The sequence below is a fragment of the Promicromonospora sp. NPDC057488 genome (assembly GCF_042802395.1).
Classification (GTDB): domain Bacteria; phylum Actinomycetota; class Actinomycetes; order Actinomycetales; family Cellulomonadaceae; genus Promicromonospora.
Window position 1 is genome coordinate 39,653 of record NZ_JBHVEG010000018.1, and the last position, 20,621, is coordinate 60,273.

A 20,621-nucleotide genomic window follows, 5' to 3' on the forward strand; every position below is an offset into this window, starting at 1 on the left:
TCCATCGTCACGCGACGTCTCGACGGCTCCTCGTTGAACCCGCTTCACGCTAGCCCGAGGCCCGACCGGCCGCACATCCCGTACGCTCGGAGCCACCAAGCCAGGCGCATCAGCCCTGCAAGGAGCCTCGTGAACCCTGTACCGACGCCCGACGAGCCCACGATCGTGGACGACGCCGAGGAGGTGCTCGCCAGCGGCGGCCGATCACCGGTCGGCAGGTACCGGCTCGACCTGTCCACGGGCGAGTGGGCATGGTCGGACGAGGTCTACGTGATGCACGGCTTCGAGCCGGGCCAGGTCGTGCCGACGACGCCCCTGCTGCTCTCGCACAAGCACCCCGACGACCGCGCCCGCGTGGACGGTGTGCTGCGGCAGGCGGCCGAGACCGGGCGGCCGTTCAGCTCGGTGCACCGGATCGTGGACGCCAGGGGCGAGGCGCGGACCCTGGCGGTGACCGGGCAGGGCCGCAACGACCCGGAGTCCGGCCGGGTGACCGAGCTGTTCGGGTACTACATCGACGTCACCGAGTCGCAGCGGGAGGCGGCGGCCCGCGACGCGACCGCCTCGATCCAGGCCTCCGCCGAGCGCCGAGCGGTGATCGAGCAGGCCAAGGGCGTGCTGATGGTGGTCTACGGGGTCGAGGGGGAGGCGGCGTTCGACCTGCTGCGCGAGGCGTCGAACGCAGCGAACGTCGCGGTGCGGGAGATTGCCGTCACGCTGGTGCACCTGATCTCCGGCCCGGGCATCACCGTGTTCCCGACCCGCGAGGCGATCGACGCGTTCCTCGCCGACCCGGTCGCGCCGGGGTAGCGCTCCCCGCCCGCCGGGCCCAGGATCGACACGTGCGCATCGCCACGTTCAACGTCCAGCACGGCCTCGGCCCCGACGGCCGCGTCGACAACGACCGCCTGGCTGAGGCCGTCGCCGCGCTCGACGCCGACGTCGTCGGGCTGCAGGAGGTCGACCGCGGACAGGCGCGGTCCGGGGGAGCGGACCAGGCGGCGCTGTGCGCGGCGGCGATGGGCGCCGTCGACCACCGGTTCCGGCCGGCACTCGCCGGCCCGTTCCGCTACCCAGGAGTCCGACGCCGCGCCCGGCGCGCGGACCGGCCCGGCGCCCCGGGCTACGGCGTCGCGCTGCTGTCGCGGTTTCCGGTGCTGAGCTGGCACAGCGTGCTGCTGCCACCCGCGACGCCCTGGGTCTGGGGCCGGGTGCAGCTCGGCACCGACGAGCCGCGGGTGGCGCTCGCGGCCCGGGTCGACGCGCCGTCCGGCCCGGTCACCGTGGTGTGCACCCACCTGAGCGTGTACCGGTTCTCCGCCGTCGGCCGGGCAGCCGGGATGGCGCGCCGCGCCGTCGGCTACCGCCGGGGTGCGCCCGGCGAGCGGCAGGCGGAGCACCAGGTGGACTACCTGCGCCGGCGGCTCGTCGGGCTGCCGCGGCCCCTGGTGCTGCTGGGCGACTTCAACCTGCGCGGAACAGTTCCGGCCGACCGCACGGGCTGGCGCCCACTCGGGATCGGCGACACGTTCCCGCGGCACGACCCGCGGTTCCAGATCGACCACGTGCTGCTGGACGACGACACGGGCGGCCGGGCCGACGCCGCGGACGGCGCTCCTGGTCCCGCCGGTGCCGCCGCCGTCGGCCGGGTGGTGGACACCGGCGTCTCGGACCACCGCGCGCTGGTCGTGGACGTGACCTTCTAGCCGCGCCCGCCGCCGGCCGCCCGCTGCCGGCCGCTAGCCGCGCCCGCCGGCCGCCCGTCGTCAGCCCACGAAGACGCAGAACGGGTGCCCCATCGGGTCGCCGAACACGTAGAGCGGCTCCTCCGGGTCGTCCGACCGGTCGTAGAGCAGCGTCGCGCCGAGCGCCAGGGCGTGGTCGCGCGCCGCGACGAGCGCGTCGACGTCCGGCACCGTGGTGTCGAGGTGGAGCTGCTGCGGGATGCCGGAGTCGGGCCACGTCGACCGCGGCAGGTCGTAGACCTGCTGGAACGCGAGGTGCGCGCCGTCGTCGTTGCGCAGCACCAGCCAGTCGTTGCCGTTCGGGTCGGGTTCACCCTCCGGCGGTGGCTCGTCGCCGGGTCGGTACGCGAGCCCGAACAGCTCCCGGTAGAACTCGGCGAGAGCGCGGGCGTCCGTGGTGTCGAGCACCACCTGTCGGATGCGCGGGGTCATGGTGCCAGCGCACCACATCCCACGCCGCGCGCAACGCGACGCGGCTGCGGCTGGCGCCACCGCTGCCGCCGCCGGCCCCGGTCGAACGTAGGGTCCGTCGGCGTCTGAGCGCTCAGAGGCCGACGAACCCTACGTTCGACGAAACAGACGTGCCCCGCCGGATCCGGGGGGAGACACCGGATCCCGCGGGGCGAGCTGACGCGGTGCGTCAGGCGGCCTCGGCGTACGCGCGGTAGCTGACCGCGGGCCGCGGCGCGGGCGCGTGGTCGACGAGGTGGTCCGGGACGTGGTCGGGCACGACGTCGGCGACGGTGTCCTCGACGACCCGCAGCGCGGCCGCCTCCTTGGCGGCGCGCTTCTTGCCGCGCACCACGGTGAACACCGCGTTCACGCCGATCAGGAGGGCGGCCATGTTCGACGCGGCGGACGGCCAGATGCCGTTGGCGGCGGCCACGCTGAGCAGGGTCATGGCGGCCAGCATGTTGGTCCCCTGGAACGCGAGGGAGTCGGCGCTCCAGCGCCCGCGGCTGACCATGGCATAGGCCACGAGGCCGGCGATCGCGCCAACCCAGCCGAGGACGGTGACGACCAGCATGAGGGACATGAGGAACTCCTGGGGAAACTGCTCGAAACGATTCGAGGAGGTGGCGGAGACCGGGCTGCGGTATCCAGGGGGGAAGGGGTGGCCGACGGTCCGGGAGGAGCTTGGTCCGGCCGCTGCCAGGATCAATCATGAGTCACTTGCGCCTTCAGCACAATCGAATGTTTGTGACTCCGGGATGTAGCATCGCTACATGGCCACTGACCCGCGAAGACTCGCTTTCCTCCTTGCCGTGCACCGTGCCGGCGGGGTGCTCGCGGCGGCCGACCTGCTGCACGTGACGCCCTCGGCGGTGTCGCAGCAGATCGCCAGGCTGGAGGCCGAGGAGGGCATCGACGTGCTGGACCGCGGGCCCCGCGGCGTGACCCTCACACCGGCCGGCCGCGTGCTCGCGGAGGCGGCCGAGCGCATCGAGGCGGAGCTGGTCCAGGCCCGGCAGGCCGTGGCCGCCCTGGAGGGCGAGCTCACGGGCCGGATCTCGATCGGGTCCATCCAGACGGCGATCCGTACCGTTATCGCGCCGATGCTCGTCTCGCTCGTCGAGCGGCACCCGCACATCGAGGTCGACGTGCAGGAGTACGACCCGATCGAGTCGGTGCGCCGGCTGCGGGCCGGCGACCTGGACGCGGTGGTGCTGGAGCGCGACGTGGCCGTCGACGCCCCGGCGCCGCGCGGCGCGCACGACGTGCCGCTGCTCGACGAGCCGTGGCGCATCGTGGTGCCCACCAGCCTTCCCGAGCCGGAGCGGCTCGACGACCTCGCCACGCTCGCCTGGGTGGGCCCGCAGGCTGAGTCGGCGGCCGAGCGTGCGCTGAGCCGGCTGGCCGCCCAGCTCGGCACGACGTTCGAGACCCGCCACGCGTACAACGACTTCGACACCGCCATCTCGCTGGTCGCCGCCGGCCAGGGCGTCGCGATGCTGCCCGCCCTGGCCCTCCAGCGGGAGGTGCCGGACAACGTCGTCGTCGTGTCGCTCGCCGGGCTCGGCTCGCGCCGGCTCGTCGTGCGGCACCGCCAGAACCGGCACGAGCCTGGCCCGATCGTCCGCGCGGTGGTGGACGAGATGGTTCTCGCGGCCCGCGAGATCGACCTGGGGTAGCGGCGGCTACGATGTCCGCATAACTGAACATCTTCAACGGCCCTGGCTCGCTCAGCCGACCAGGACCGTGCCGCCAGAACCGCGGCGGGAGAGTCCGGCCCCGCGCCGTCGTCGTCCAGGCGCCGCGCGAACCGGCGCCGAAGGAGCAATTTCCTCCCCGGGAATCTCTCAGGCCCCCGTACCGCCGCGGCGAGGCAACTCTGGAAAGCGAGCCGCCACCGGGCAACCGGTGCGACGGCTCCACCGACGGTGCAAGCCGGCGCGTCCCGCCCTCCTCCCGCTGTCCGGGAGGGAAACAAGACGGACCGGCAAAACTCTCAGGTCGACGCGTGCCCGCGAGCGGGCAGGAGTCCGATGACAGAGCGGGGAGGGACCGCAGTCGTCCCCACGCCCTCGGACAGCCAGGAGCCCGCCGTGAGCACGCCCCACAATTCCGACGCCTTCGACCCCGACGTCTTCGCCGACCGGCACCTCGGCCCGCGCGGCCGCGAGGTCCGCACCATGCTGGACCAGCTCGGCATCGACACGATGGACACCCTCGTCGACCGGGCCGTCCCCAAGGCGATCCGCAGCCAGGCGCCGCTGAACCTGCCGGCCGCCCGCACCGAGGCCGAGGTGCTCGCCCACCTCCGCGAGCTCGCGGGCAAGAACCAGGTCAAGACCCAGATGATCGGGCAGGGCTTCTACGGCACGCACACGCCCGCCGTCATCCGCCGCAACGTGCTCGAGTCGCCCGCCTGGTACACGGCCTACACGCCGTACCAGCCGGAGATCAGCCAGGGCCGGCTCGAGGCGCTCCTCAACTTCCAGACCGCGGTCGAGGACCTCACGGGCCTCGAGATCGCGAACGCCTCCCTGCTCGACGAGGCCAGCGCCGTCGCCGAGGCCGTCGCCCTGATGTGGCGGGCCTCGCGGGCCAAGGAGGGCTACGTCGTCCTGGACGCCGACCTGTTCGGTCAGTCGCTCGCCGTGGCCCGGGGCCGCGCCGAGGCGATCGGCCTCCCGGTCGTGGTCGCGGACCTCTCGAACGGCCTCCTGGCGGGCCTGCCCGCCGAGCTGCCCGCGGGCCAGCTCGTCGGCGTCGTGCTGCAGCAGGCCGGGGCGTCCGGCCGGGTGCTCGACGCCCGCGCCGTGGTCGCCGAGGCCAAGGAGGCCGGCGCGCTCGTCACCGTCGCCACCGACCTGCTCGCCCTGACGCTCCTCGCCAGCCCCGGCGAGCTCGGCGCCGACATCTCCGTGGGCTCCGCGCAGCGCTTCGGTGTCCCGCTGTTCTACGGCGGCCCGCACGCCGCCTACATGGCCGTGAAGAAGGGCCTGGAGCGGCAGCTCCCCGGCCGCCTGGTCGGCGTCTCGATCGACGTCGACGGCGCCTCGGGGTACCGCCTGGCGCTGGCCACCCGCGAGCAGCACATCCGCCGCGAGAAGGCCACGAGCAACATCTGCACCGCCCAGGCCCTGCTGGCCATCGTGGCCAGCATGTACGCGGTCTACCACGGGCCCGAGGGCCTCAAGGCGATCGCGAACCGCGTCCACGGGCACGCCGTGTCCCTGGCCGGGGGCCTCCGCGCCGCCGGCGTCCAGGTCGAGCACGACGTCTTCTTCGACACCGTTCGCGTCGCGGTCCCGGGCAGGGCCCAGGAGATCGCGCGTGCCGCGGCCGACGCCGGCTACAACCTCTACGTGCCCGACGCCGACCACGTGCAGGTCAGCACCGACGAGACCACCACGGCGCAGGACGTCGCGAAGGTGCTCGCCGTGCTCGCCGGCCGTCCGGTCGAGGCGACCGTCCCGGCGACGTCGTCCGTGCTGCCCGCTGAGGTGACCCGGACGACCGCGTTCCTGGAGCACCCGATCTTCCACCAGCACCGCTCCGAGACCAGCATGCTGCGCTACCTGCGCAAGCTCTCGGACAAGGACCTCGCGCTCGACCGCACGATGATCCCGCTGGGCTCCTGCACCATGAAGCTCAACGCGACCGCCGAGATGGAGGCCATCTCCTGGCCCGGCTTCGCGGACATCCACCCCTACGCCCCCGTCGACCAGACGCAGGGCTACACCGAGCTCGTCACCGCGCTGGAGGCGCAGCTCGCCGAGATCACCGGCTACGCCGCCGTCTCCGTGCAGCCCAACGCGGGCAGCCAGGGCGAGTTCGCCGGCCTGCTCGCGATCAAGGGCTACCACGCGTCGCGCGGCGAGGAGCACCGCGACATCGTGCTCATCCCGGCGTCCGCGCACGGCACCAACGCGGCGTCGGCGGCGCTCGCGGGCCTGCGCGTCGTGGTGGTGTCCACGGCGGACGACGGCGAGATCCTGCTCGACGACCTGCGCGCCAAGCTCGACCAGCACGGCCCCCAGGTCGCGGGGATCATGATCACCTACCCGTCCACGCACGGCGTGTACGAGGAGCACGTGCGCGAGGTCTGCGACCTGGTGCACGAGGCCGGCGGCCAGGTCTACATCGACGGCGCCAACCTGAACGCGCTGGTGGGCCTCGCCAAGCCGGGCGAGTTCGGCGGCGACGTCTCGCACCTGAACCTGCACAAGACGTTCTGCATCCCGCACGGCGGCGGCGGCCCGGGCGTGGGCCCGGTCGCGGTGGCCGAGCACCTCGTGCCGTTCCTCCCGGGCGACCCGACGCCGGGTCTCGGGCAGGGCGAGGCCGGGGCGGCGGGCATCCCCGTGGCCTCCACCCGCTACGGCTCGGCCGGCATCCTGCCGATCTCGTACGCCTACGTGGCCCTGATGGGCCCGGACGGGCTGACCGAGGCGACCAAGGCCGCCGTCCTCACCGCCAACTACGTGGCGAGCCGGCTCGACCCGCACTTCCCCGTGCTCTACACGGGCCCGAACGGGCTCGTCGCGCACGAGTGCATCCTCGACCTGCGCAAGATCACCGCCGAGACCGGCGTGACCGCGGAGGACGTCTCCAAGCGCCTCATGGACTACGGCTTCCACGCCCCGACCCTCGCGTTCCCCGTGCCGGGCACGCTGATGGTGGAGCCCACGGAGTCGGAGGACCTGGCGGAGCTCGACCGGTTCGTCGACGCGATGATCGCCATCCGCGGCGAGATCGACGCCGTCGCGGCCGGCCGCTGGACCGCCGAGACCTCGCCGCTGCGCGGTGCGCCGCACACCGCGGCGTCGGTCATGACGGACGAGTGGGACAAGCCCTACTCGCGCGAGCTGGCCGCGTTCCCCGTGGCGTCCCTCCGCGGGAACAAGTACTGGCCGCCGGTGCGCCGCATCGACGGTGCCAAGGGCGACCGCAACCTGGTGTGCTCGTGCCCGCCGGTCGAGGCCTTCGCCGAGTGAGGACCAAGCTGCAGTTGTCAGACGTACAGGTCACCCGGGTGACCTGTACGTCTGACACGTCGCCGACGAGAGGATTGATCCATGGGTGAGGACCGCAAGACCCCGCTCCACGACGAGCACGTGGCGCTGGGCGCCTCGATGACGCCGTTCGGCGGCTGGCTCATGCCGCTGCGCTACACGTCCGACCTGGCCGAGCACCGCGCCGTGCGCGAGGCCGCGGGCCTGTTCGACCTGTCGCACATGGGCAACATCAGCGTGACCGGGCCGGACGCCGCCGCGTTCCTCGACCACGCGCTGGTCGGGTACATCTCGAAGGTCCGCGAGATGGGCGCGCGCTACTCGATGATCTGCGCCGAGGACGGCAGCGTGCTGGACGACCTGATCGTCTACCACGACGCGCCCGGCGAGTACTCCGTCATCGCCAACGCCTCCAACGCCGAGCTGGTGCTGGCCAAGCTCCAGGAGCGCACCGCCGGGTTCGACGTGGTGCTCAAGGACGTCCAGCCCGGCCAGGCGCTGATCGCCGTGCAGGGTCCGCGGGCCGTCGAGATCATGCTCGCCACCGCGGGCCTCGTGGAGGACGCCGAGATCTCTGGCGGCACCGCGTTCGCCGACCTCAAGTACTACGCGTGCATGGGCATGCGGTTCGAGGGCGAGCCCGTGCTCGTGGGCCGCACCGGCTACACGGGCGAGGACGGGTTCGAGATCTGGGTCTCCGCCGACAAGGCCGTCGCGCTGTGGCGCGCGTTCCTCGCCGCCGGTGAGCCCTTCGGGCTGGTCCCGGCCGGGCTCTCGGCCCGCGACTCGCTGCGCCTCGAGGCCGGCATGCCGCTCTACGGCCACGAGCTCGACACCACCACCACGCCGTTCGAGGCGGGGATGGGTCGCGTGGTGCGCCTCGACAAGGTGTCCGACGACGGCACGCCGGTCGACTTCGTCGGCCGCGCCGCCCTGGCCGCCCGCAAGGAGTCGGCGCCCGCGCGCGTGCTCGTCGGGCTGCGCGGCGAGGGCCGGCGCCCCGCCCGCGCCGACCACGAGGTGGTGCAGCGCGGCGTCGGTACCGAGGTGGGTGCCGTCGTGGGCCGCGTGACGTCCGGCGCGCCGTCGCCCACGCTCGGCTACCCGATCGCGATGGCGTACGTGACGCCCGAGGTGTCGGCCGAGGGCACCGAGCTCGCCGTCGACGTGCGCGGCCGGGCCGAACCGTTCGTGGTCGTGCCCATGCCGTTCTACCGTCGTCCCCAGAACTGACCTACACGCAAGGAGCTGTCATGGCTGACTTCCCCGAGAACCTGAAGTACACCACCGAGCACGAGTGGCTGGACCAGTCCACCCCCGCCGTCATCGGCGTGACCGACGTCGCGGCCGAGGCGCTCGGCGACGTCGTCTACCTGGAGCTGCCCGAGGTGGGCGCCACGATCGAGGCGGGCTCCGTGGTCGGCGAGATCGAGTCCACCAAGTCCGTGTCCGAGCTGTACTCCCCGGTGAGCGGCACCGTCACCGAGGTGAACTCGGAGGCCGTGGACAACCCGGAGATCGTCAACCAGGACCCGTACGGCAAGGGCTGGCTCTTCAAGGTCGAGGTGACCGGGGCGGGCGAGCTGCTCTCCGCGGCCCAGTACGCGGAGCACACCGGGAGCTGACCGGCCCCGGACCTGGTGGCCCTTCGGGCGAAACCGCCCCCCGACGTGCACTTTCATGCGCTCGGGGGGCGGTTTAGGTCTCGGAAGGATAACGGTCAAGAAGTTCTTGCAGAACCGCGTCATGAACCTGCGTGCGGGTAGTCCTTCTCATAGCAGCAACCGTAGGCCGGAACCCCAGAACCGGCCGCTGTGTGGAGGAAAACGACCATGACCGCGATGACCCTTGACCACCGTCTCCCCAGCCTCACTCGTCGTGAGCGGGTGATCCTGGCGAACCTCACCGAGGACGCCACTCTCGAGCAGATCGCTCGACGCCTGTACGTCACCCGCAACACGGTGAAGACGCAGGTCCGCAGCGTGTACCGCAAGCTCGGCGTGTCCTCGCGCGCGGAGGCGATCGCCAAGGCGAACGAGTTCGAGATCGTAGCCTGACGCACGCAGCTCACCGACGACGGCGCCATTCCCCAGAGGCGCCGTCGTCGTGCTGTATCCGGATGGTGGTGCGCCGCACGGCCACCACCACCCGGCCGGTGGGAGACTGCTCCGCATGCAGGAGACTCTCGTCGACGTGGTGGCCGCCGCGATCGTGGACCACCTGGACCGACCGACCCGGCTGCTCGCCGCCCGGCGGTCCGCGCCGGAGTCGCTCGCCGGCCGCTGGGAGCTCCCCGGCGGCAAGGTGGAGCCCGGCGAGACGCCGCTCGACGCGCTGCGCCGGGAGCTCGCCGAGGAGCTCGGCGTACGGGTCGCCGTGGGCACCGAGGTGCCCGGACCCGCCGACGGCGCGTGGCCGATCACGGCCCGGCACCGGATGCGGGTGTGGTTCGTGCTGCTCGAGCACGGCACGCCGGAACCGCTCCAGGACCACGACGAGCTGCGCTGGCTGACGGCGGACGAGCTCGACGACGTGCCCTGGCTGCCCGGGGACGTGCCGATCGTGCGGGCCCTGGCGCCAGACCTCGCGCCGAGGTAGCCGGCCCCTACGGGGCAGCGGCGCTCAGCGCGCGCCCGCGCCCACGTTCCGGCGGCCGCGGGCCGCGGCGACCCGGTGCCCCAGCGGCACGAACGCGCCGTCCATCAGCACCGGCACGACGTCGGTGGCGTCCACCTCGGTGGCGATCGTGACGTCGTCGGCGAACCCGGAGTCGAGCAGCTCGCGGCCGCTCGCCGTGCCGCCCACGGAGTCGGCGATGTCCTTGGTGCCCTTCCACAGCGTGACCGTGGCCTCGGTCTCGGGGGAGATGCTCACGTCGGGCAGCATCGAGGTGAGCCGCGAGGCGATGGAGCCCACGGCCAGGTAGTCCTCGAGCGCGGGGCGCAGCGTGTCGTCGGGCCACCGTTCGCCGACCGGGACGAGCACCACGTCGTGCCGCTCGGACGCGTCCAGGTGCGCGGCCGCGAGGCCGGCGACGGCCTTCGCGTTGCGCAGGCTGCCCGCGACGATCAGGGCGCCGCGGTTGGCGATGGTGTGGCAGATCTGGGCGGCGCTCGGGGACGGGATGACGAGGCGCTCGGCGTCGAGGTCCTGCAGCGACGCGGGCGAGATGCTGATGCCGTCCTCCCACCGCGGGCCGGCGAGGGCCGCGCGCATGGTGCGCGCGAGCCGGGCCGCACCGGCGGGGTCGTGGTACGGGAACGGGTACACGCCGGCGCCCTGTTCGCAGGCGACGGTGACCGTGGTCGAGAAGGAGAGCACGTCCACGACGACCACGAGCGACGAGCGCGCATCGGTGGCGGTGAGGGCGAGAGCACCTGAGATGCCCCAGTCCGTGCGCACACGGGCAGGACGCTGGTCGAAGGCCGGGGACGTGTTTGCCACGAAGGCATCGTAGTGTCACCCGAACTCGCCCATGTTTCGCGTTCAGTGAACAACGTTGCGATTCGGGTGATATTCACACATTGGTCGTTGGGTCATAACCTCGCCGCGCAAGCCTGCCGCAGACCGCTCCCCCCGATTCCCCAGAAGGAACGAGCATGCGACCAGACATGTCATCGGTGCGCCCGAAAAAGCCGCGAGGAATAGTCACCAAAGCGCTGACCTGCACAGTTACCGCGGCATTTCTCGTCGCGCCGAGCAGCGGCGCCTTCGCGGCGCCGCTCCCGGCCCCCGAGGACGTGCCGCGCGACGCCGCCGCGCTGAGCGCTCCGGCCCCCTTCGCGAGCGCTCCGCTCATCTCCGGGCCGTCCGCCGGGAAGTCCGGAGAAGTCACCCCGCTGGACCTCGACGACGACGGCGCCGCGATCGTCACCCGCCGCGAGGAGCGCCGGATCGCGCCCGGCCTGGAGCTCACCCGGTTCGCGCGGCTGGGCGAGGACGGCTGGCTCAGCGGCGAGGTGCTCGTCGCGGACCTCGGCGCGCCGGGCGCCGACGGCGTCGTCCCGAAGGGCAAGGTGCAGGTGGGCTACGTGGGCCCCGAGCACATCGCCGGCAACGCGCCGGTCTCGCAGATGGCGGCCGCGCGCGGCGCGATCGCCGCGGTCAACGGCGACTACTTCGACATCAACAACTCGGGCGCCGCTCTCGGCGCGAGCGTCGACGACGGCACGCTCCTCAAGTCGGCGTCCCCGGGCCGCGAACGCTCGGTCGCGATCGGGTCGGACGGCGTCGGCCGGCTGGCGCAGATCTTCCTGGAGGGCTCGGCGAGCTGGGCCCCGGCCGACGGCGGCGCGCGCACCGAGGTGCCGGTCAGCGGCCTGAACGTGACGGCCCTGCCGGCCGGCGGCGTCGCCGTGTTCGACGCCGGATGGGGTGCCTTCACCCGCACGCGCCCCCTGGCGGCGGGTGAGCAGGGTGTCGAGGTGACGGTCTCGGCCGACGGCACCGTGACCGCCGTCGGGCAGCCCGCCGGCGGGCAGCTGCCGGACGGGACGCGCGCCGTCGTGGCGCGGCCCGGAGCCGCGGCCGACGCGCTGGCGACCCTGCGGCCGGGCGACCGGATCGACCTGGCCTACGGCCTGCGCGAGGACGCGGGCGACGTCGCGGTCGCCATCGGCGGCGGCGTCGAGGACCCGCTCCTGGAGGACGGCGAGGTCACCTCCGCGACCGGTGACCACGTGGAGCTGCGCCACCCGCGCACCGCGGTGGGCTTCGACGAGTCCGGCACCCGCGCGTACTTCGTGGTGGTCGACGGCCGCCAGACCCACAGCATCGGCATGAACCTGTACGAGCTCGGCGGCCTCATGGCCCAGCTCGGCGCCGACGACGCGATCAACCTCGACGGCGGCGGCTCCTCCGAGATGGTCGCCCGGCTGCCGGGAGACGCCGACAACACCATCCTGAACAGCCCGTCCGACGGGTTCGAGCGGTCCGACGCGAACGGCCTCGGCCTGTACGTCCCGGCCGGTTCGGGCCGCGTCGCCGCCTACGACGTGCGCACCACGGTCCCGGCTGCCGACGCCGACCGCGTCTTCCCGGGCCTGCACCGCACGCTGGTCGGCAAGGGGTACGACGACACGATGGGCCCCGTCGCGACCGGGCCGTCGTCGTGGCGCGCCAGCAACGGCACGGTCGCCTCGGTGCGCGACGGCGTGGTGACCGGCCGTCGGTCCGGCAGCACCGTCGTCACCGCTGCGTCCCTGAGCCGCTGGGGCCTCGCCACCGGCACCACCGAGGTGGAGGTGCTGGGCGACCTCGTCCGCACGGGCGTGGACACCCCGGTCATCGGGCTGCAGGACGCCGACGCGACCGCGCCGCTCGTCCTGACCGGCTACGACGCGCAGGGCTTCACGGCGCCGATCGAGGCGCGGGACGTCACCGTGACGGCGGTCGAGCCGGGCGAGCCCCGGATCGCCGGGGTGCGCGCGAGCCGCGAACCGGTCGCCGAGCTCGTCCCGGCCGCCGACGGCTCCTTCGAGGTCCGCGCGCTCGCCGAGGTGGGCGGCACCACCTTCGAGCTCTCCGTGCCCGGCCCGGACGGCACGACGCTGACGACCCGCGTGGCCGTGACGGTCAGCCTGGAGGAGGACGTCGTCGCCGACTTCGCCGACGCGGCCTCCTGGACCTCGGCCAACGACCGCGCCCCGGGCGGCACCCTCGCCCCCGCGGCGGGGCACGACGGCGCGGCCGGCCTGCGCATGACCTACGACTTCACGCGGTCCACGGCCACACGCGGCCAGTACGCGGTGCTGCCCGAGTCCGCGGCGGGCGGCCGCGAGCTGCCCGGCGCGCCGCGCGCGGTGACCATGTGGGTGGACGGCGACGGCCACGGCGCCTGGCTGCGCCTCCAGGTGCGGCAGGGCGACGGCGTCGTCACGCAGCTCGACGGACCCGAGGTCACCTGGACCGGCTGGCGGCAGGTCACCTTCCCGGTGCCCGACGGCGTCGCGTTCCCCCTGAGGCTGCAGCGCGTGCGTGCGCTGGAGACCACGGCGGGCGAGCAGTACACGGGCGCGCTGACCCTGTCGGCGATCGCCGCGCAGGTGCCGCCCGCGGTGGACGCGCCCGAGGCACCCCGGGTCGAGGACCCGGTCGTGGCCGCCGACGGCGCCACGGACGACGCGCCCCTGCGGGTCGCCGTGCTGTCCGACGCCCAGTTCGTCGCGCGCGACCCGGAGTCGGGCGCGGTGGCCGGGGCCCGGTCCGCGCTCCGCGAGATCGTCGCCGACGACCCCGACCTGCTGGTCATCAACGGCGACCTGGTGGACGAGGCCGCCCCCGAGGACTTCGACCTCGCCCGCCGGATCCTCACCGAGGAGCTCGCCGACGCGGACTTCCCCTGGTACTACCTGCCGGGCAACCACGAGGTGATGGGCGGCTCGATCGCGAACTTCGAGGAGGAGTTCGGCGACCGCACCCGGGTGCTCGACGTCCCGACGCCGGGCCGCAGCGGGCCTGGCCACCGAGCCGGCACCACGCGCCTGGTCATGCTCGACTCGTCGGCCGGCCGCCTGGGCGCCGACTTCGCCCAGGTCCAGATGCTGCGCGAGGCGCTCGACGACGCCGCGACCGACCGCGCCGTCACCGGCGTCGTGGTGTTCGCGCACCACCCGCTCGACGACCCGCTGCCGACCAAGGCCAGCCAGCTCACCGACCGGCTGGAGGCCGACACGCTGCGCGGCTGGTTCGAGGACTTCGAGGAGACGTCCGGCAAGTCGGTCGCGTCGGTGGGCTCCCACGTGGGCGTCTTCCACGCGAGCACCCAGGACGGCGTCCCGTACCTGGTCAACGGCAACTCCGGGAAGAGCCCGGCGAGCACCCCGGCCGACGGCGGGTTCACGGGCTGGTCGATGCTGGGGCTGCGGCCGGCGTCGGGCAAGACGCCGGGTCCGGGCCGCTCGTCCGCCGAACCGTGGCTCACCTGGGAGGTCAACACGCGCGCCGAGCGGGTCACGGTCGCCGGGCCGGACTCGCTGCGGGTGGGCGGTTCCGCGCCGGTGAGCGCCGTCGTCGTGCAGGACGGGTCCCGCGAGGTGCCGGTCGCGTGGCCGGTCTCCGCGAGCTGGGGTGGTCCCGGGGTGTGCGTCACCGACGGGCAGGGCCGCGCCGCCCTGCGGGACTGCTCGCACCGCGCGGTGCTCGCGCTCGACCCCGCCACGCACGAGCTGACGGCCCTGCGCCCGGGGCGCGCCACGGTGACCGTCACGGTCAACGGGGCGCGCGGCGAGCTCATGGTCACCACGAGCCGGTAGATTTACCTCATGAGCAACTTCGAGGTGGCCCGCAGGCAGAAGCAGGAGCCCACGGCGGCGCTGGTGGTTCGCTTCATCGTGTGCTTCGCCCTGTTCCTGGGCGGGTTCGCGCTGATGGCCGTCGGCTCGATCGGTGACGCGGCGTCGTCGCCCTACCTGTTCGTCGGCGGCATCCTCGCCGTCGGCCTGTCGTTCGGCCTGCCGATGATCGGCGCCACCGAACGATAGAAGCACGCGCGGCGCCCGCCCGGTCCTGACCGGGCGGGCGCCGCCGCATCTCCGTACCCCCACGACGGCGGCCCCGAGGCCTGCCGGAACAGGGCCGCAGCCGCTTGCTGCGGCCCTTTTTGCTGCCGCCGCGCCGAGCGGCCGAACCCTCGCGACACGCCGCGTCACCCGTTTGTCACAGGTTTGTTAGAACCATTGACAGATTATGACCCAAGTGAAAACGTGACCTGCACCACCACGAAGGAGAGGGACGGCAATGGCGCAGTACAAGAGGCTCGGCGGGATCATGGCGATCACGCTCGCCGCGACGACCGGACTGACGGCCTGCGGGTTCGGCGGGTCCAGCGGGGAGGCGACCGGCGACGGTACGACTCTCGACCTGCTCGTCCCCAGCTACTCCGACGCCACCCAGGGAAACTGGGACGACGTGATCGCCGGGTTCGAGGAGGCGAACCCCGACATCGACGTGAACCTCCAGGTCGAGTCATGGGACAACCTCGAGTCCGTCATCGCCACCAAGATCCAGGGCGGCGACGCACCCGACATCTACAACGGTGGCCCGTTCGCCGGCTTCGCCGAGGACGAGCTGCTGTACCCGGTCGAGGACGTCACCTCCGACGAGACCTTCGCCGACTTCCAGCCGACGTTCCTGGAGAACGCCCAGGTGGGCGGCACCACCTACGGCCTGCCGTTCATCGCGTCGGCCCGTGCGCTGTTCGTCAACGACGCGCTCCTGGAGGAGGCGGGCGCCGACGTGCCCGCCACCTGGGACGAGCTGCTCGAGTCGGCCAAGAAGGTCTCCGACCTCGGCGGCGGCGTGGCCGGCTACGGCATGCCGCTCGGTTCCGAGGAGGCCCAGGCCGAGGCCGCGGTGTGGCTGTGGGGCGGCGGTGGAACCTTCGGCGACGCCGAGGCCATCACCATCGACACCCCCGAGAACCTCCCGGGCGCCAAGTTCGCCAAGAAGATGATCGACGAGGGCGCCACGCAGGCCGACGCCGGCGCGACGGACCGCAGCCCGCTGTTCGACATCTTCGTGCAGGGCAAGGTCGGCATGCAGATCGGCCTGCCGCCGAGCGTCGGGCAGATCGAGTCCGACAACCCCGACCTGGAGTACTCCATCCACCCGATCCCCACCGAGGACGGCTCGCCGTTCACGCTGGGCGTCGCGGACCACCTGATGGCGTTCCAGAACGACGGCGACAAGCAGGAGGCCATCACCGCCTTCTTCGACTACTTCTACACCGCCGACGTCTACGTGCCGTGGGTCCAGGCGGAGGGCTTCCTGCCCACCACCCTCTCGGGCTCCGAGCAGCTCGCCGGCGAGGAGGCGCTCGCGCCGTTCCTCGAGGTGCTGCCGGACGCGCAGTTCTACCCGAGCACCAACCCGGACTGGCAGGCCGCGGACTCCGCGTTCAAGGCGCTCTTCGGCCAGCTCGACGGGAAGAAGTCGGCGCAGGACGTCCTGGCCGAGATCCAGGGACAGGTCGACGCGGGCTGACGCCTCGCACCGACCGCCGTGCCCGGCACGGCTGACCAAACGCAACGCCGAACCGAAAGCACGGGGAACCTGGTGAAGGACCTGTTGAAGGCCCTGCCGTGGATCGGGCCCGCGGTCGCACTCATTGCGGCCGTGGTCCTGTTCCCGGTAGGCCAGATGTTCTGGAACTCGACACGCGACATCAGCCAGAGCGGCTTGGACGACGGGGGAGTAGGCCTCGCGAACTTCGCGACGGTCATCGGCTTCCAGTACTTCTGGCCGATCCTCGGGCGCACCGTCGTGTGGGTCGTGGTGGTCGTCGGCTGCACCCTGATCGGGTCGCTGGCCCTGGCAGCGCTGCTGAACAAGGCGTTCCCGGGCCGGCGCCTGGTCCGGATGGCCGTCATCGTGCCGTGGGCCTCCAGCGTCGTCATGACCACGCTGGTGGTGCACTACGGGCTGGAGCCGTACTTCGGCATCATCAACTCGTTCCTCGTGGACGTGGGCCTGATCAGCACGCCGGAGGGCTACGGCTGGACGCGGCACCCCGGTACCGCGTTCGCGTGGGCCATGGCGGTGGCCGTGTTCGTGTCGCTGCCGTTCACCACGTACACGATCCTCGCCGGCCTCCAGACGGTCCCCGGCGAGACCGTCGAGGCCGCGCGCATCGACGGCGCCAGCGGCCCGCGCACCTACTTCAGCGTGGTGCTGCCGCAGCTGCGGGGTGCCATCTCGGTGGCGGTGCTGATCAACATCATCAACGTGTTCAACTCGCTGCCGATCCTGCGCGTCATGACGGGGTCCATCCCCGGGTACGACGCCGACACCGTCATGACGATGATCTTCAAGTACATGCAGAACCAGCGGCAGATCGACCTGGCCAGCGCGCTGTCCGTCATCGCGTTCCTGGTGGTCATCGCGATCGTCGCCGTCTACGTGCGGGTCGTCCGCCCCCTGGAGGAGGTCTGATGACCGCGATCACCGATTCGGGGACGACCCCGCGCAAGGCGACCCGGCCGCCGTCGGACAACCGGCAGCGGGTAAGGAAGTACACGAGCGACCAGGTGCCGCTCGGGTCCCTGCTGCTGCGGCTGCTGGCCGGGCTCGTGGTGCTGGTGGTGTTCCTGCTGCCGTACCTGATCATGTTCTTCGGCTCGGTGAAGACCAAGGCCGAGATCAGGTCGGTCGACCCGACCTACTTCCCCACCGAGTGGCACTGGGACAACTACGTCACCATGTGGTCCACGCCCGAGACACCGCTGGCGCAGAACCTGATCTCCACCCTGGTGATCTCGCTGTGCGCCACGCTGCTCGTGCTCGTCGTGGCGCTGCCGGCGTCCTACTACACGGCGCGGTTCCGGTTCCGGGGGCGGCTGTTCTTCCTGTTCCTCGTGATCGTGACCCAGATGGTGCAGCCCGCGGTACTCACCTCGGGCCTGTTCCGCCAGTTCATCGCCCTCGGGATCCTCGACACCTGGGCCGCGATGATCCTGGTCAACGCGGCGTTCAACCTGTCGTTCGCGGTCTGGATCATGCACAGCTTCTTCGCCGGCATCCCCAAGGAGGTCGACGAGGCGGCGCAGCTCGACGGCGCCGGAACCTTCGCCGTGCTGACCAAGATCAACCTGCCGCTCGTCTGGCCGGGCATCGTCACGGCGGTCGTGTTCACGTTCGTCGCCTCGTGGAACGAGTTCGCGGCCTCGCTGGTGCTGCTCACCACGGCAGGCAACCAGCCACTGTCCGTGGCGCTCACCAAGTTCGTCGGGCAGTACGAGACGTCCTGGCACTACGTGTTCGGGGTGTCGATCGTGGCGATCGTGCCCGTGGTGATCCTGTTCATGATCATCGAGAAGCGCCTGGTGGGCGGCCTGGTGGCCGGTTCCGTGAAGTAGCGGGACGGCCCGGTCCACGCTCCGTGGACCGGGCCGTCTCGACCGCCGGACGAATTCTGTCCCAGTGCTGGACGGTCGCTTAGCATGGTGGCGAACCCCATCCAGAGCGGTCGAGAGTCCTGGCTCCCTGACACCGCAGCAACCTGCCGACCTGGTACCGCGTCGCCGCGGTGCCGAGGACGCAAGGTGCTCACGCCAGGTTCGATGGAGCAGCCATGGTCGCCGAGCCGCACCCACACCGTCCCACCGTGTCGTTCGAGCTGATGCCCCCGCGTCGGCCGAACGCCGCGCCCAACTTCTGGGAGACGGCACAGCGGCTCGTGGCGGCCCGCCCGGACTTCGTGTCCGTGACCTACGGCGCGGCCGGCGGTGACCGGGCCACCGCGCGCGAGGTGCTCGCGACGCTGCTGCGGGGTACGCCCGTGCTCCCGGTGGCCCACCTGACCTGCGTGGGCGCGTCCCGGGAGGACGTGTCCGAGGTGATCGAGGAGTTCCTCGAGGCCGGCGTCCGGTCCTTCCTGGCCCTGCGCGGTGACCCGCCGCGCGACGAGCCGGACTGGCGCCCGCCGGCCGACGGGGTGCGCTCCAGCGTGGACCTGGTGCGCCTGCTGCGGCAGGTGGACGAGCGGCGCTGCGCCGCCGACGTCAGCACGGCGCTGCGCTCGGCCGCGCGCCCGCTGGCCATCGCCGTCGCCACGTTCCCGGACGGCAACCCCGGGGCGGGCACCACGCGCGAGCAGGAGGTGCGCAGGCTCCTGGAGAAGCAGGAGGCGGGCGCGAGCTTCGCGATCACCCAGTTCTTCTACCGCGCGGACTCGTACACCGGGTTCGTCGAGGCGGCCCGGGCCGAGGGCGTGCGCATCCCGATCCTCGCCGGGATCCTGCCCACCACCGAGGCCCGGCGCCTGCGCCGCGTCGAGGAGCTCACCGGGGTGGCGGCGCCCGCCGAGCTCCTGCGGGACCTCGACCGGCTCACCGCGCCCGACGGCGCCGTCGACCCCGAGGCCCAGCACGCCCACGGCATCGAGTACTCTGCGGCGCTCGCGCGCGAGGTGCTCGACGCCGGCACGCCCGGCCTGCACGTGTACACGTTCAACAAGCACCGCCCCGCCCTGGACCTGCTGGACCGGGTGGGCCTGTCGGGTCGCGCCGCCGCCTGACGCGGCATCGTGCGCGGGGTATACCCCGGATGTGATGTACCGGGGTGCCGCGGCGTCGGCCGATACTACGGATGAAAAATCGGCACGTACCAGCGCGACCGACCCGTGGAGGCCCCACCGTGCACGAACACGACCACAGCTCCACCGAGTGCAGTCCTGACAGCCATACCTCGCTGGGGCGGCGCGAGCTGCTGCGCGGCGCCGTCGTCCTCGGCATCGGCGCCGCGGGCGCGACGATCGCCGCCCCGGCGGCCGCGGCCGCCCCCGCCCCCGGGGCCGCTGCCCCCGCGGGGGCAGCCAGGGCCGACGCCGACGCCCCGCCGTCCCTGGCCCCGGACCCGGAGGCGCCCGCCGACGCCCCGCCGGGCGCGCTGGCCGGGGTGGAGGTGGCCGCGCCGACCATCGCGAGCTGCGCCACCTGGGGCGCCGCGGCGGCCCGCGGCACCATCGACCCGGTCGCGGCCAACCCGAACAAGATCCTGATCCACCACACGGCGTCGGCCAACGTCACCGACTACTCGCAGGCCGCCGGGTACCAGATCGCCCGCGACATCCAGCAGTGGCACTTCGCCAACGGCTGGGTCGACACGGGCCAGCACCTCACGCTGAGCCGCGGCGGGTACGTCATGGAGGGCCGGCACGGCTCGCTGTCCCGGCTGCAGAGCGGCAGCGGCACCGTGGTGGGCGCCCACGCCCCGGGCCAGAACAGCCAGGCCATCGGCATCGAGAACCAGGGCACCTACACGAGCGCGACGCCCCCGGCCCAGCTCTGGAGCCGGCTGGTCGAGCTGTGCGCCTACATCTGCGACCAGTACGGCATCGCGCCCACGCAGATCTACGGGCACCGGGACTACACGGCGACGGCCTGCCCGGGCGACGTCCTGTACTCGATGCTGCCGCAGCTGCGCTCCGAGGTGGCCGCGGCCCTGGCGGGCACGAGCTGGTCGGTCATCGTCGACAACACCTCGGCGGGCTTCTCCGCCGGCTCCGCGTGGCTGGCGTCGTCCTTCTCGGGCGAGCGGTACGGCGCCGACTACCGCTACGCGACGCCCGCGGAGGTCAGCGACCTCGCGACGTACTCGGCGACGATCCCGTCCAGCGGCTCCTACCGCGTGGAGGCGTGGTTCCCGGGGATCGCGGGCTACAACACGTCGACGCCGTTCATCGTCTACACGGGCACCGGGTCGTCGACGATCCGGGTGGACCAGTCCGCGGGCGGCGGCGCCTGGCTCTCGCTCGGCACCTACGCGATGACGGCGGGCACGCGCACCGTCGTCGCCGTCAGCCGCTGGACGCAGGGCACGGCGTACGTGGTGGCGGACGCGATCCGGATCACGCGCCTCTGACGCCCCGCCCGCCCATACGTGTCAGACCCACAGGTCCCCCGAGGGACCTGTGGGT

The 20,621-nt window shown here is 72.7% G+C and carries 18 protein-coding genes and 2 riboswitches; of the genes, 15 read left to right on the forward strand and 3 right to left on the reverse strand.

Annotation, left to right across the window (positions count from 1 at the left end):
* The first annotated feature begins 129 nt into the window (after positions 1 to 129).
* Both ACFU5G_RS05980 and ACFU5G_RS05985 read left to right on the forward strand, forming a co-directional pair.
* Entirely contained in the window at positions 130 to 810 is a 681-nt protein-coding gene (locus ACFU5G_RS05980; protein WP_377241761.1) for a PAS and ANTAR domain-containing protein, read from the forward strand.
* Between the two features lie 32 nt (positions 811 to 842).
* On the forward strand, positions 843 to 1,706 hold the full coding sequence (locus tag ACFU5G_RS05985; RefSeq protein ID WP_377241763.1) for an endonuclease/exonuclease/phosphatase family protein: 864 nt from the start codon (positions 843 to 845) through the stop codon (positions 1,704 to 1,706).
* A gap of 60 nt (positions 1,707 to 1,766) precedes the next feature.
* Here the strand turns inward: ACFU5G_RS05985 and ACFU5G_RS05990 are convergent, their stop codons facing one another.
* Positions 1,767 to 2,177, reverse strand: coding sequence for a VOC family protein (locus ACFU5G_RS05990; RefSeq protein WP_377241765.1), 411 nt, complete (start codon positions 2,175 to 2,177; stop codon positions 1,767 to 1,769).
* 208 nt (positions 2,178 to 2,385) lie between these two features.
* On the reverse strand, positions 2,386 to 2,781 hold the full coding sequence (locus tag ACFU5G_RS05995; protein ID WP_377241767.1) for a hypothetical protein: 396 nt from the start codon (positions 2,779 to 2,781) through the stop codon (positions 2,386 to 2,388).
* 190 nt (positions 2,782 to 2,971) lie between these two features.
* Here ACFU5G_RS05995 and ACFU5G_RS06000 point away from each other — a divergent pair, with 190 nt between their 5' ends.
* The 6 genes from ACFU5G_RS06000 (at position 2,972) to ACFU5G_RS06025 (ending at position 9,805) form a co-directional block, all read left to right on the forward strand.
* Positions 2,972 to 3,877 carry a LysR family transcriptional regulator gene (locus ACFU5G_RS06000; protein WP_377241769.1) on the forward strand — a complete coding sequence of 302 codons (906 nt, stop codon included), beginning with the start codon at positions 2,972 to 2,974 and terminating at the stop codon, positions 3,875 to 3,877.
* Positions 3,878 to 3,952: 75 nt separating this feature from the next.
* Positions 3,953 to 4,071, forward strand: a riboswitch (glycine riboswitch).
* Between the two features lie 160 nt (positions 4,072 to 4,231).
* Positions 4,232 to 7,189: an aminomethyl-transferring glycine dehydrogenase gene (gene gcvP / locus ACFU5G_RS06005; protein WP_377241771.1), complete on the forward strand. Its 2,958-nt coding sequence runs from the start codon at positions 4,232 to 4,234 to the stop codon at positions 7,187 to 7,189.
* 81 nt (positions 7,190 to 7,270) lie between these two features.
* Positions 7,271 to 8,440: a glycine cleavage system aminomethyltransferase GcvT gene (gene gcvT / locus ACFU5G_RS06010; protein WP_377241773.1), complete on the forward strand. Its 1,170-nt coding sequence runs from the start codon at positions 7,271 to 7,273 to the stop codon at positions 8,438 to 8,440.
* Between the two features lie 20 nt (positions 8,441 to 8,460).
* Positions 8,461 to 8,832 (forward strand): glycine cleavage system protein GcvH, encoded by a 372-nt coding sequence (gcvH, locus tag ACFU5G_RS06015; protein ID WP_020013591.1) that lies wholly within the window; start codon positions 8,461 to 8,463, stop codon positions 8,830 to 8,832.
* 207 nt (positions 8,833 to 9,039) lie between these two features.
* On the forward strand, positions 9,040 to 9,264 hold the full coding sequence (locus ACFU5G_RS06020) for a helix-turn-helix transcriptional regulator (protein WP_026365353.1): 225 nt from the start codon (positions 9,040 to 9,042) through the stop codon (positions 9,262 to 9,264).
* A 115-nt stretch (positions 9,265 to 9,379) separates the two neighbouring features.
* Positions 9,380 to 9,805, forward strand: a complete 426-nt coding sequence (locus tag ACFU5G_RS06025; RefSeq protein WP_377241775.1) for a (deoxy)nucleoside triphosphate pyrophosphohydrolase — start codon at positions 9,380 to 9,382, stop codon at positions 9,803 to 9,805.
* A 24-nt stretch (positions 9,806 to 9,829) separates the two neighbouring features.
* Here the strand turns inward: ACFU5G_RS06025 and ACFU5G_RS06030 are convergent, their stop codons facing one another.
* A complete protein-coding gene (locus ACFU5G_RS06030; RefSeq protein ID WP_084467701.1) occupies positions 9,830 to 10,651 on the reverse strand; it encodes a 2-phosphosulfolactate phosphatase in 822 nt (273 codons plus the stop codon).
* A 296-nt stretch (positions 10,652 to 10,947) separates the two neighbouring features.
* Between ACFU5G_RS06030 and ACFU5G_RS06035 the strand changes: the two genes are divergently transcribed.
* The 7 genes from ACFU5G_RS06035 (at position 10,948) to ACFU5G_RS06065 (ending at position 20,566) form a co-directional block, all read left to right on the forward strand.
* A complete protein-coding gene (locus ACFU5G_RS06035) occupies positions 10,948 to 14,460 on the forward strand; it encodes a phosphodiester glycosidase family protein (RefSeq protein ID WP_377241777.1) in 3,513 nt (1,170 codons plus the stop codon).
* A gap of 9 nt (positions 14,461 to 14,469) precedes the next feature.
* Entirely contained in the window at positions 14,470 to 14,688 is a 219-nt protein-coding gene (locus ACFU5G_RS06040) for a hypothetical protein (RefSeq protein ID WP_020013596.1), read from the forward strand.
* Between the two features lie 256 nt (positions 14,689 to 14,944).
* Positions 14,945 to 16,189, forward strand: a complete 1,245-nt coding sequence (locus ACFU5G_RS06045) for an extracellular solute-binding protein (protein ID WP_377241780.1) — start codon at positions 14,945 to 14,947, stop codon at positions 16,187 to 16,189.
* Between the two features lie 72 nt (positions 16,190 to 16,261).
* Entirely contained in the window at positions 16,262 to 17,137 is an 876-nt protein-coding gene (locus ACFU5G_RS06050; protein WP_377241782.1) for a carbohydrate ABC transporter permease, read from the forward strand.
* Complete coding sequence (locus ACFU5G_RS06055) at positions 17,137 to 18,060, forward strand: carbohydrate ABC transporter permease (RefSeq protein WP_377241784.1); 924 nt, start codon at positions 17,137 to 17,139, stop codon at positions 18,058 to 18,060. The genes ACFU5G_RS06050 and ACFU5G_RS06055 overlap by 1 nt, the downstream gene beginning before the upstream one ends.
* Positions 18,061 to 18,154: 94 nt before the next feature.
* Positions 18,155 to 18,271: riboswitch (SAM riboswitch) on the forward strand.
* Positions 18,272 to 18,308: 37 nt separating this feature from the next.
* Entirely contained in the window at positions 18,309 to 19,220 is a 912-nt protein-coding gene (locus tag ACFU5G_RS06060) for a methylenetetrahydrofolate reductase (RefSeq protein WP_377241786.1), read from the forward strand.
* Positions 19,221 to 19,339: 119 nt separating this feature from the next.
* Positions 19,340 to 20,566, forward strand: a complete 1,227-nt coding sequence (locus ACFU5G_RS06065) for an N-acetylmuramoyl-L-alanine amidase (protein ID WP_377241788.1) — start codon at positions 19,340 to 19,342, stop codon at positions 20,564 to 20,566.
* Positions 20,567 to 20,621: the final 55 nt, after the last annotated feature.